Genomic DNA, 12,090 nt, shown 5'->3' with positions numbered 1-12,090 from the left:
AGTATGATAATTGAGTTGTATAATTTTTTTTATTAAATGTTTTTATGAAAAATTTTCAGAATTGTGCCTCAATATTGTGAAATTTACTTTTTGGGTTTTAACTTTCTTTATTCAAATTCAGTATATTACAGTCTAATTTTTATCTTTGCACTATGCTGAAAGACTTTAAGCCTGTTTTAGGTATTTTATTGCGTTTTATTGTTATCTACCTGGTATTGCTTTTTGCCTATCAGTTCTACCTGAACAGCGGTAAAGACTCCGGGTTGGATGCTTTTTCAAGGATGATTGCCAATCAGGTAATGTCTCTCCAGAATGCGATAGGCTACCCTACAGAACTTTATAATGATGTAAAGAATGAGCAGGTTTGGTTTTATGTAAAACAGAATTATGTGACGAGAATGGTGGAAGGATGCAATGCCGTTTCTGTCATCATTTTATTTGTGTCTTTTGTTTTTGCCTTTTATAAAGGAGTGAAAACCTTTGTTTTTGTAGGAGCAGGATTAGTATTATTATACATTATAAATCTTTTGAGAATTGTAGGGTTAAATATCGTGATGTCCGACTATAAGGAATATGGTAAAATGTTTCATGATTTCATTTTCCCTGCTATTATTTATGGAGGCGTTGTTTTACTTTGGCTGATCTGGATTAAATTTTTTGCTTTAAAATATGAAAATTCTTAGCTGGGTGTTGGTTATCGCAGGAATCTGCGGTTTGATAGGAGTAAGAGTTCTGGAGGATACCCTTTTTTATGATCCTTTCCTAGGCTATTTTCATGAAGCGAATAAAAATATTGAATTCCCTGCCTTTGAATGGGGAAAACTGATTGCCGGACATGTGCTCAGGTTTATTTTAAATCTTTTTTTTTCCTGCCTGATTATTTACGGTTTATTTAAAAATAAAGACTGGACGATACAGGGAGTAGTGTTAATGATTGTTGTATTTTCCATTACATTTCCGATTTACCTTTACTGTATTCACAGCAAATTTGAAATAGGATATCTTTTTTCTTTTTATATGAGAAGATTTGTGATTCAGCCGTTGATTATACTCTTGATTGTTCCGATGTTCTATTATAGAAAACAGGTGATCAGTAAAGAAAGCTGAGAAATTAAAAGCGATTTGCTTATTCTCCTTCAATGATTGTATGTTTATCCACACTGGTAACATTTTCCGGAGTCCATTCTACACGTTTGATAAAATCTTTTTCGCGGACAGGACAATCTTTGATCTGACATACCGGACACGAAATAGGTTTACAGTCGTCCATATGAAAATTAAACTCAATAGTACGTTTAATATTTTCTGCAAGAAGAATAATGACTTTTTCCATTTCACCATGGGCATCGCGAAGATCATAATACCAGGGAAGCGTAATATGAGCATCAATATGAAGAGAAGATCCGAATTGCTGGATTTTCATATTATGTATATCAATCCATTCTACATGCCTGTTTTCCTCAAGGATTCTAATGACCTGATTGAGTATTTCAGGATCCTGTTCATCCATAATACCGCTTAAAGATTTTCGGACTATTTTATAGCCTACAAATATGATGTAAAGTCCAAAACTTAATGCTACTACGGAATCCAGCCAATAGATTTTAGTGAAATAAACAATGATTAAACTGGCCACTACTCCAAGGGTTGTAATAGTATCTGACTGAAGGTGTTTACCGGACGAAATAAGAACCAGAGAATTCTCTCTTTCTCCTTTTTTTATAGAGATATATCCCAGCAGATAATTAACAACTGCAGTGGCTGCAATAATCCATATCCCAAGATCAATTTTACTTAGCGTTTTTCCTACAATAAGACTATGGATTCCTTCATAAATGATCATCACGCCGGCAATAGCGATAAGTGCACCTTCAATACCGGAAGTCACGAACTCTACCTTTCCATGACCGTAAGGATGATCTTCATCTTTAGGTTTGGCGGCAAGGTGGAGAGAATATAATCCCATGAATGCACTGATAACATTAACGATACTTTCCATGGCATCGGAAAATACAGCATCAGAATTGGTAAGTTTCCAGGCAATAATCTTTCCGATAAAAAGAATAACTCCAAATACGGCAATAAGTTTCTGGAATCCTATTTTTTCTTTGTGGGTATTCATATAGAGTTTGATAAAAAAAAGAATCTCAATTTTGAGACTCTTTTTTATTTTGTTAGTTTATACTAAGTTGTTTGCTACAAGGTATTCTGCAATTTGTACAGCGTTTGTTGCTGCTCCTTTCCTCAGATTGTCTGCAACAATCCAGAGGTTGAGCGTTTTAGGCTGTGACAGATCTCTTCTGATTCTTCCAACGAAAACCTCGTCTTTTCCTTCAGAGTACAGCGGCATCGGGTAGTGGTTGTTTTTTACATCATCCATTACAATAACACCAGGAGTTTCAGATAAGATTTTTCTTACTTCATCCAGTTCGAATTCATTTTCAAATTCAATGTTTACACTTTCAGAATGCCCTCCCTGAACCGGAACTCTTACAGCAGTTGCTGTTAGGTTGAAGGTATCATCTCCTAAAATCTTCTTAGGCTCCTTCATCAGTTTAATCTCTTCTTTGGTGTAATCATCATCAGCAAATACATCACAATGTGGTAATGCATTTTTGAAGATCTGATAAGGATATACTTTTTCAGTAGAATCATCTCCGCTTATTTCACCGTTTAACTGGTCTACAGCAGCTTTTCCTGTTCCTGTTACAGACTGGTAGGTAGAAACGATTACTCTTTTTAAATCATATTTTTTGTTCAAAGGTCCAAGAACCATTACCAATTGGATGGTAGAACAATTCGGATTTGCGATGATTTTATCTTCTTTTGTTAAAACATCAGCATTGATTTCAGGAACGACTAATTTTTTGTCAGGGTCCATTCTCCATGCAGAAGAATTATCAATGACTGTTGTTCCTGCTTCTGCAAACAGAGGAGCGAATTCAAGTGAAGTAGAACCTCCTGCAGAGAAGATTGCAATATCCGGTTTGGCAGCTATAGCGTCCTTCATGCTTACGATGGTAAATTCCTTCTGTTTATACTTCACCTTCTTGCCTACAGATCTTTCGGATGCTACCGGAATTAATTCTGTTACAGGGAAGTTTCTCTCCTCCAAAACTTTAAGCATAACTTGCCCAACCATTCCTGTTGAACCTACTACAGCTACTTTCATTGATTTAATTAAAATTTAAGATTAAACTATTTATAAATTATAACACATATAATTTTTTTATCTTTTTAAGCCCCGAAGACCCTTGTCCAAGGGAATGCGAATGCAAATAAACCTACTGCAATCAATCCCATAATTACTACTCCTAAAGAAATAGTATCATTTGATTTTACTTTTTTGTTGACAATGGTCATCAAAACGGCTGCAATAAGCATAGAGAATGGATGTTCAACATATTGGAATCTTAATGCTGCATTTTTCATTACTTCTCCCATGTTTAATCCTTTGCTGAAAGTGGTGATCAGCATAATGATTCCCAATAAAAACTGAACATGAAAGAAAATCATCGTGAAAAGAGTTGTCTTCTTCAAAAACTTGTTCACTTTTCCACTGAAACCGAACATGGTAGCTAAAAGTGCGATAACAAATAATGTTACCAAAAGAATTTCAAGATACCCGAATCCTTTGTGGGCATTAAGTAAAATGTTGTAAAAATCCATAATTCTATTTTTTTTGTACACAAAGATAACAAAAATCCCGGCTCAAAGCCGGGATTGATATTGAGAAAATCTAATATTGTGATTTTATTAGAAGTTGAATGATAAGGTTGCTGCCCAAGTAGTTCCGAATCCGAAATAAGCACGGTTACCCGTTGCAATACCATTATACATTCTACCAGCTTCTTCATAAGTTTTTCCTTTGTCAGGATCATTGTTTGCTGTAATTTTATCAGTTCCGAAAATACTTGTAGCAGAATCAGAAATATAAATTTTATCAAACAGGTTGTAAACGTTAGCTCCGATTGTGAAGTACTGAGCTTCGTTTTGTAATCTGATTTTGTAAGAGAACCCTACATCAAATAAGTTGAAATCAGGTAATTTCAATACTCCTCTGTCTTGAGCTGCAATATTGGTAAATGTTCCAGCGTCAATGGTAGAATAAAGTTTACCTACATATCTCCATGTTCCAAAGATGTTAAGATCTTTTACCGGTTTTACAGTAAGTCCTAATGATGCAGTCATCTGAGGGATACTGTTGTTACTTGAACCTCCTACTTTTACTTTATCTAAGTATAATTCGTTTCCTGCTGATCCAGCTAAAGTAACAGGGTTGTTGTTGTCATCAAAAGAAGCTACACTAGCATTTCCTTTGTAATAGTAATCTCCCCAAGAGAACATCCCTTGAATTTCTAAGAAACGGTTTGGTTTGTAAACTCCATCGAATTCTACTCCCTGGTGAACCTCAGTAATACCATTGATTTCAGAATAACCTGTAGTCGTTGTACCGTCTGCTAAATTGAAAGTCTGACCTGTTTTTCTTAACCATCTGTCTTTCCACTGTGTTCTGTATACGTTAACGTTTGCTGTGAATTTTGCAGATCTGAATCCATAACCAACTTCCGCAGAAGAAATCTTCTCGTTCGTTAGATAAGGGTTAATAAGCTGCTGGTTACTTGGGTAAACAGTATTAAGGAATGGTTGCTTGCTGTAATAACCTAAGTTAGCAAAAACGTTATGTTGCTCATTAATGTTATAGTTAGCACCCCCTTTAATATTATATCCGAAAATATTTTTAAATCCTGTTTTCGTGTTGATGGTTTGACCTCTTAATGTGCTTCCGTCTACTACATAGTTATCAATTCTCTGGTAACCTTGATTAGATACGGAACCTTGTAAGAATGCAGATAGATTATTTTTAGTATATTCTACTTGTGCAAATCCACTGTACCAAATAACCTCTCCATCATTGCTATATCCTACCTGATCTTCAGCTGGAGCTAATTTTCCTCCGAAAGGATTCCACGAAAGTTTTTTGTAATCATAAAGTGCGTTTACTATTCTAGGTGTAGCGATGTTTTTGTTAGCCGCATCTTTATATCCTTTAGCTCCGTAAAGGTCTGTAAGCACCTGATAATGGTAACCGTAGTAGTATCTGTCGTCAGTACCGATTGAGAAATTCCAGTTATCATTAACTTTATGTTGGAAGTTTGCTAAAATACCATACCAGTTGTGTGAATTGATACTTGATCGACGAACAATCGTGCTTCCTGCACCTGCAGTATTTAAATTAACCGCTGCGTTAGCTGCAAAAACAGCATCATAGTTAATGTGTCCTGAAGCATCTGTAAAGCTGGCATCATTGATACTTTTATTTCCTAGTCGTCCTAAGTCACCTGTTCCACCACCTCTACCGTTAGACATGTATAATACTGTACTTAATTTAGACTTTTCATTCATTGTCCAGTCCCAGTTTAACATCATCACCGGCTTAGAATAGTAGTTGGCTCTGTTTGCTAAAGCTACTTTATTTCCGTTGGCATCTGTGTAATAACCAAAATCTGAATTATATCTTCTATATGGAGTCCCGTCATGATCTGGGTTATAGTTAATATAGTTTTGGATAGTCGGTGCAAAAGTTCTTTGATCGTGCCACTGAGGTGCAGAAGTAATTGAGAACTGTAAGTTATGTTTTTTGTTGATTTCATAACCTAATGCAAAGAAATATGCATAAGATTCATAATCAGTATTTTCAATATAAGTACCTCCGGCTTGTCTGCTCATTAAGAATGATGCGGAAACACCATCCTTAGATTTTCCGGTATTATAAGCAAAAGATGTTTTTAAATAGTCATTGTTACCAACTCCTAATCTAATAACCCCACCTCTTTTCATGTCTGCAGACTTGGTAATGAAGTTCATTGTACCTCCTACAGAAGCAATCGCTAATTTAGATGATCCTAAACCTCTTTGAACCTGCAATGTACTTGTTACGTCAGATAATCCAGTCCAGTTTGAGAAATAAACAGTACCGCCCTCCATATCGTTTACAGGCATACCATTTACCATTACTGCAATGTTTCTAGACTCAAACCCACGCATAACAATTTGAGAGTCTCCGAAACCACCACCTCCTTTTGTAGCATATACAGAAGGTGTTGTGTTTAGTATTTCGACAAGTTCTTGGTTTCCTTGTCTTTCTAAAATCTGTGCAGCTTTAATAGTAGATACTGCAACAGGCGTTTTTCTATCTTTAGCGATATCTGTAACACCTCTTAAGATTACCTCCTCAATGTCCTTAGATTTAGTTTTCGTAGAATCCTGAACCTCCTGAGCGTAATAAACACTAGCTGTAGATAAAGTAATAACCGCAGTTAGTATTGATTTGTTGATTAATTTCATAATCGTTAGTAATAATTAGATTTAATTTTCTGCAAAATTCGCAAAATAAAATTTAACTATTATTAACTCAATGTTAATTTTTAATCAGTCTTAATAATGTTAATGTGTTAAAAATCAGTATTATGGCTAAAAATTGAATTTTTGTATGAAAAAAGTCATGTTATTGAATTTTTAACAAAGTGGGGGTGTTTTTGTTAAAAATTCAACGCTATTTCACTGCTTTGAGACTCAGATCTATATTCTCAGCAGAGTGTGTAAGGGCTCCTACAGAGATGTAGGTAACGCCTGTAGAGGCAATTTCTTTCAGCATATCGCGGGTAATTCCACCTGAAGCTTCAGATTCACAAGAACCGTTGATCATTTTTACAGCTTGCTTCATCGTTTTTACATCCATATTATCTAACATGATTCTGTCCACCTTTGCATTGATTGCTTCCTGTACCTCTTCAAGGTTTCTGGTTTCAACCTCTATTTTTAACTTTTTCTTATTCTTTTTAACGTAATCCTTTGCCATTGCCACAGCATTAGTAATGCTTCCGTTGTAATCAATATGATTGTCTTTCAGCATGATCATATCATAAAGACCATACCTGTGATTGGTTCCTCCGCCTATGGCAACCGCCCATTTTTCACACATTCTGAAGTTGGGAGTGGTTTTTCTTGTATCTAAAAGTTTAGTTTTTGTCCCCACCAATCTTGAATCCCAGTCATGAGTAAGGGTGGCAATCCCGCTCATTCTTTGCATACAGTTAAGAACAAATCTTTCTGTAGAAAGGATAGATCTTGCGCTTCCTGTGACCATAAGGGCCACATCTCCGAATTTACAGGGAGTTCCGTCTTTAATAAAAACTTCTACTTTCAGATTTTTATCAAAAGTGTTGAAAATAATTTCTGCCAGCTCCACACCTGCAAGAATACATTCCTGTTTTACCAAAAGCCTGGCGCTTTGTACAAGGTCCTGCGGAATAGTAGACAGCGTAGAGTGATCACCATCCTGAATATCTTCTTCAAGGGCGTTTTTAATGAATATCTTTAATGCTTTGTCAGTTACGTATGCTGGTCTTTTCATTGTGTGATTTCTGTTAGGCTAAATCTTTATTATAAAACGCTCCCTTATTTTCTGTCATTTCCATAGATTGGATAATAATAAGGTGGGCAACGGTTGTTAAGTTTCTTAATTCTGATAATTGTGGGGACAAAATAGAGTAGTGGTATATTTCATCTACGGCAGCGGCAATCTCCTGGTGTTTCTGAAGTGCCATATTCAGACGTCTGTTACTTCTTACAATACCTACCAGGTCGCTCATCATTTCCTGCAGCTGTTTTCTCAGATAGCTGACGATGACCATTTCGTCCATGATTTTCATTCCTTCTTCATTCCATTCCGGAACGGCTTTCAGATCATCAAAGTTGAAACTGTTTTCATTCAGGAGGTCTACAGTTTTCATAGCAGCATTATGTCCGAAAACCAAGCCTTCAAGCAACGAGTTGGACGCTAGTCTGTTGGCACCATGAAGTCCTGAGTTGGTACATTCTCCTACTGCGAAAAGATTTCTGATGGAAGACTGTCCGTCTCTGTCTACTTCAATCCCTCCCATGAGATAGTGGCAGGCTGGTACAACAGGAATCAGCTGAGTGAAAGGATCAATTCCTTCGTCTTTACATTTTTTATAAATATTCGGGAAATGTTCTAAGAATTTTTCATGGTTCATTTCCTTACAGTCTAAGCCGACGAATTCGTCTCCGGTGATTTTCATTTCAGCGTCGATGGCTCTTGCAACGATATCTCTGGATGCTAATTCTTCACGTTCATCGTATTTATGCATGAATTTTTCGCCTCTTTTGGTTCTTAATTTCGCTCCGTCTCCACGAACGGCCTCTGAAATTAAAAACAACATTCCATCCATTTTGCTGTACAAAGCTGTTGGATGAAACTGGTAATACTGCATATTGGAAACCTTTCCTTTGGCACGGGCAACGAAAGCAATTCCGTCTCCAGTTGCAATCGTGGGATTGGTTGTATTTTTATAAACATGTCCGGCACCTCCTGTGGCAACCAGCGTTATTTTAGAAGTGATTTTTTTGATGGTTTTGGATTTTTCATCCAGAATATAGGCACCATAACAGTGGATGTCGCCTTCATTAAGTTCTTTTCCCGGAACATGGTGCTGGGTAATGATGTCAATCACATAATGGTGGTCGAGGATTTCAATGTTCGGGCTGTTTTTGACTGTTTCCAATAAAGCCCTTTCAATCTCAAATCCTGTGATATCTTTATGATGGACGATTCTGTTTTCAGTATGGCCTCCTTCTCTGCCTAAAGCAAATTTGCCGTTCTTCATATCAAACTGTGCACCCCATTCTACAATTTCATTGAATCTCGCAGGAGCTTCTCTTACCACCATTTCTACGACATCACGTTTATTTTCTCCATCGCCGGCACGCATGGTGTCGTCAATATGTTTTTGGAAATTGTCATTCTGAAAATCTGTAACGACAGCAAGACCGCCTTGTGCATACTTGGTATTGCTTTCGTCTTCATCAGATTTGGTTACAATAATGATTTTGGCATCAGGGTGCTGTTCAGAAACTTTAATGGCATAGGAAAGTCCGGAAATACCGGAACCGATTACTAATACATCCGCTTTTATCATATGCTGGCTTTAGGTACAATCGTTTAAAATATTAAATAAATTTAAACAATTTTTCGTTTGGTTTTCTTACTTTTTTCATGTGCTGGAAATGATCTTCTTCAGAACGGAAACCTAAAGCGAGGGTAACAGTTACTTTTTCTGTTTCAGGCTCGATATTCAGAATTTCTTCTATAAGATCCTGGCGGAAACCTTCCATAGGACAGGAATCTATATTTTCAATAGCTGCGGCATACATAAGATTGGCCAATACTATATAAGACTGTTTTTCTGCCCAGTTGAAAATTTCATCATGTGTTTTCTGGTTGATATGCTGATTAATGCTGTTTCTGAAGGGGTCCAGTGTTTCCATAGGAGTTTCTCTTACTTCAGAAATATGATTAAAATAACCCCGGATATAGCTCTCTTCAATCACTTTCTTTGAAATAATGACAATAAGATGAGAACAGGTGGAAATCTGAGATGGATTATAGAAAGCCGGAATCAGCTTCTGCTTCATTTCCTCACTTTCAACAATCACAATTTTATAAGGCTGAAGTCCCAGCGAACTGGCAGACAGCTTTCCTGACTCAAGAATGTTGTGAAGGGTTTCCTGAGGAATAATCTGATGATTGAATTTTTTTACAGAATATCTTCTGCTTAAAGCTTCCAAATAATTCATAGGACAAATTTAAGAATTGAATATGAATAAAGTGTCTTTAAAATGAAATATCTCCTCCTTGTTTATACAAAAAATCACCCCGGCCTGCGGGGTGATTCTTTTGATGTGATGGAAAGTGTAATTATTCTCTGTTTTTTACAACAATCCAGCCTGAGAATTTTATAGGAGTACTGTTTTTATTATTTTCATTCCACGAAACCGAATACCAATAGTTTCCTGTAGGGACTTTTTTATGTCCATTGGTAGTTCCTGCCCATTTGTAGCCATTGGTTTTATCTGCTTTGAACATTTTATAACCATATCTGTCAAAGATGGCTATTTCCAGATTTTGTTTGTTAGCTAATGCAGAGTAATCAACAAAATCATTAATACCATCATCATTAGGAGTAATTATATTGATCAGGTTAGGGACTGTAATATTGATTTCCACAGGAACGCAATTATAGCCGTCTCTTACGTATACTTTAGCTTCTCCTCTCGCAATATTGGTAAATACATTGGAGTCCTGCCAGTTGATATTATCCATAGAATACTGATAAGGAGGAGTTCCGCCATTAGCATATATTGTTACCGTACTTCCTGAAATGTCAACCGTTGTAATAACCGGATTATCGGAAGGGTATACTGTTACTTTCTGTGTGGCGATACAATCTCCGGTTTTAAGTTTTACCCAGTAAGTGCCTACTCCTACATTTTTGATAGACTGAGTAGTAGCTCCTGTGCTCCATTCGTAGCTTTTGAAACCAGCTCCTGCATCTAAAGTAGTTGTGTTTTCTATACAAATCGTCTTGTCAAGCAAAGTTCTTGAATAAACAGGAGGGATAACAGTTAATGTAACTTTAGCAATAGAATAACATCCGTTTGCACTGAATACCTTAATATAAACTACTCCATTGGGAGCAATATATGCTGCCGGCGTAGAGATTGCATTAGTTCCACTGATGGCATCCGTCAACGATGGATAGTATTCTTTTGTAAGTCCACCCTGGGAAACTACAGCGCCTGTAAGATTAAAGGAAGCCATAGATGGATTGGTTTCAATAAAACAGGATTTGAGTTCAACATCATTGACAACCACTACGGGGTAAATATTCAGTGTAATTTTAGACGTACTTACACAGCCCTGAGGTGTGGTTACTTTTACATATATTGTTGCTGCTGCAGAGGCATAGGCGGAAGGATTGGTTATTGGGTTCGTGCCATTATTCAAATCGTACAGGGTGGGGTAGAATTCCTTGGTAACTCCGGCAACAGTTGTTACAGCTGCAGTATTGAGATCAAAAGTTGCTGTTCCTGCATTGTTGTTATTACATCCTGTAAGACTGGCATCTGTTGCTGCAAATGGAGTAGGGTTAAGCTGAATAATACCGTCGCCATTATCACAAAGAGTAGAAGTAGGATCCTTCACTACCACTTTGATGGTAGTATTTCCTGAATACTGGAAACTTGCAGGATTTGCGATAGGAGTAGAACTTCCCAATACATAATATGTGAAGATATAATTTCCCGGATTGTTTACAAATTGAGAATTATAAGAAGTAAGGTCTACTGTACCATTTCCGGTAGCGGGATTTGTACAAACGAACGGCGAGACTGTATTACTTAAAATAGGAACTTTATCTACGAAAACTTTTACTGCTTTAATAGAATGTCTCGCGCTGGCACCTCCTGTTGCTGCGGAGAAGCCAAAATATCCCTGTGACATTCCCACGGCACCTCCGGAAGGTGCAAAAGACTGATCTACGATAAGCACACCGTTTATTCTTACCTTGATGATCCAGTTTGTTGGGTTGGTAAGGTCTGTTTCTCCATTTACTTCAACGTGTCTGTAAGTATCTCCTACAAATGGGTTGGTAGCGATAAGGTCCGGAGAGTGGAAGGTACTTCCTGGAGTATTGTTGAATTCAATATTGTTACCTGTGGTATTATTAGTGCCATAAAGAATATGAACTTTGCTCATCTGGCCTTCAGTCGTATTGTTGAAGATATCAAAACCAACCATTAGCCCGGAAGCATTGGCTGGAATACCCAGCCCTCCTCCTGATACAAATCCTGTTGGCGGATTGGCAAGATACCAGAAGGTAAAACCATCTCCTTTTCCAAACTGTGTGGTTCCGTTTCCGTCAATTCTGAAATCGAATTCTACTTTCCATTTATCGCAATAGCTCAACGTAATAGGAGTGGATAATTTTACAGCCCCGTATCTGCTGGTTTGATCTGTGGTAAGTCTTACAAAATCTCCGCTTACGATAGCATCAGAGACAAGATCCCAGCCTGTTGTATTTACAGGGTTTCCGGTAAGCTGATACGTTTGTGAAAGAAACCTTCCCGGCAAGCATAATAAGATAGTCAGTAAAAAAATGAGTATATCTTTTTTCATAGTGGATGGATTATGATGTTATTGTTTTTTGGTATAAAATCGTTTTTTTT

The 12,090-nt window shown here is 37.0% G+C and carries 10 protein-coding genes; 2 read left to right on the top strand and 8 right to left on the bottom strand.

Annotated elements, in window-relative coordinates:
- Positions 1-152: 152 nt before the first annotated feature.
- Together xrtF and EK417_RS02020 are read left to right on the top strand one after the other, a co-directional pair.
- A complete protein-coding gene (gene xrtF / locus EK417_RS02025; protein ID WP_136521191.1) occupies positions 153-683 on the top strand; it encodes an exosortase family protein XrtF in 531 nt (176 codons plus the stop codon).
- Positions 670-1,107: an exosortase F system-associated membrane protein gene (locus EK417_RS02020; RefSeq protein WP_076596002.1), complete on the top strand. Its 438-nt coding sequence runs from the start codon at positions 670-672 to the stop codon at positions 1,105-1,107. The genes xrtF and EK417_RS02020 overlap by 14 nt, the downstream gene beginning before the upstream one ends.
- A 19-nt stretch (positions 1,108-1,126) precedes the next feature.
- Here the strand turns inward: EK417_RS02020 and EK417_RS02015 are convergent, their stop codons facing one another.
- From EK417_RS02015 to EK417_RS01980, 8 genes are all read right to left on the bottom strand, one after another.
- On the bottom strand, positions 1,127-2,122 hold the full coding sequence (locus tag EK417_RS02015; protein WP_076596001.1) for a cation diffusion facilitator family transporter: 996 nt from the start codon (positions 2,120-2,122) through the stop codon (positions 1,127-1,129).
- Positions 2,123-2,179: 57 nt separating this feature from the next.
- Entirely contained in the window at positions 2,180-3,172 is a 993-nt protein-coding gene (locus EK417_RS02010) for an aspartate-semialdehyde dehydrogenase (protein WP_047427247.1), read from the bottom strand.
- A 65-nt stretch (positions 3,173-3,237) separates the two neighbouring features.
- The gene (locus tag EK417_RS02005; protein WP_034691532.1) at positions 3,238-3,669 is read right to left on the bottom strand and encodes a hypothetical protein; all 432 of its coding nucleotides are present in this window, start codon (positions 3,667-3,669) and stop codon (positions 3,238-3,240) included.
- An 87-nt stretch (positions 3,670-3,756) separates the two neighbouring features.
- On the bottom strand, positions 3,757-6,348 hold the full coding sequence (locus EK417_RS02000; RefSeq protein ID WP_110366503.1) for a TonB-dependent receptor: 2,592 nt from the start codon (positions 6,346-6,348) through the stop codon (positions 3,757-3,759).
- Positions 6,349-6,556: 208 nt separating this feature from the next.
- On the bottom strand, positions 6,557-7,417 hold the full coding sequence (gene nadC, locus EK417_RS01995) for a carboxylating nicotinate-nucleotide diphosphorylase (protein WP_136521190.1): 861 nt from the start codon (positions 7,415-7,417) through the stop codon (positions 6,557-6,559).
- 13 nt (positions 7,418-7,430) lie between these two features.
- Positions 7,431-9,002, bottom strand: coding sequence for an L-aspartate oxidase (gene nadB / locus EK417_RS01990; protein WP_136521189.1), 1,572 nt, complete (start codon positions 9,000-9,002; stop codon positions 7,431-7,433).
- Between the two features lie 31 nt (positions 9,003-9,033).
- Positions 9,034-9,660, bottom strand: coding sequence for an NAD(P)H-dependent oxidoreductase (locus tag EK417_RS01985; protein WP_136521188.1), 627 nt, complete (start codon positions 9,658-9,660; stop codon positions 9,034-9,036).
- 121 nt (positions 9,661-9,781) lie between these two features.
- Positions 9,782-12,040 (bottom strand): FIDD domain-containing protein, encoded by a 2,259-nt coding sequence (locus tag EK417_RS01980; RefSeq protein WP_136521187.1) that lies wholly within the window; start codon positions 12,038-12,040, stop codon positions 9,782-9,784.
- Positions 12,041-12,090: the final 50 nt, after the last annotated feature.

Origin of the sequence: Chryseobacterium candidae, from assembly GCF_004916905.1 — a bacterium.
Lineage (GTDB): Bacteria > Bacteroidota > Bacteroidia > Flavobacteriales > Weeksellaceae > Chryseobacterium > Chryseobacterium candidae.
Note: the sequence above shows the minus strand (reverse complement) of the source record. Positions and strands in the feature narration are given on the sequence as shown.

Bases quoted from the DNA above. Each gene is read 5' to 3' on its own strand.
- nadB (WP_136521189.1), bottom strand. From the start codon at position 9,002: ATGATAAAAGCGGATGTATTAGTAATCGGTTCCGGTATTTCCGGACTT.
- EK417_RS02000 (WP_110366503.1), bottom strand. From the start codon at position 6,348: ATGAAATTAATCAACAAATCAATACTAACTGCGGTTATTACTTTATCT.
- EK417_RS02020 (WP_076596002.1), top strand. From the start codon at position 670: ATGAAAATTCTTAGCTGGGTGTTGGTTATCGCAGGAATCTGCGGTTTG.
- xrtF (WP_136521191.1), top strand. From the start codon at position 153: ATGCTGAAAGACTTTAAGCCTGTTTTAGGTATTTTATTGCGTTTTATT.
- EK417_RS01980 (WP_136521187.1), bottom strand. From the start codon at position 12,040: ATGAAAAAAGATATACTCATTTTTTTACTGACTATCTTATTATGCTTG.
- EK417_RS02010 (WP_047427247.1), bottom strand. From the start codon at position 3,172: ATGAAAGTAGCTGTAGTAGGTTCAACAGGAATGGTTGGGCAAGTTATG.
- nadC (WP_136521190.1), bottom strand. From the start codon at position 7,417: ATGAAAAGACCAGCATACGTAACTGACAAAGCATTAAAGATATTCATT.
- EK417_RS01985 (WP_136521188.1), bottom strand. From the start codon at position 9,660: ATGAATTATTTGGAAGCTTTAAGCAGAAGATATTCTGTAAAAAAATTC.
- EK417_RS02015 (WP_076596001.1), bottom strand. From the start codon at position 2,122: ATGAATACCCACAAAGAAAAAATAGGATTCCAGAAACTTATTGCCGTA.
- EK417_RS02005 (WP_034691532.1), bottom strand. From the start codon at position 3,669: ATGGATTTTTACAACATTTTACTTAATGCCCACAAAGGATTCGGGTAT.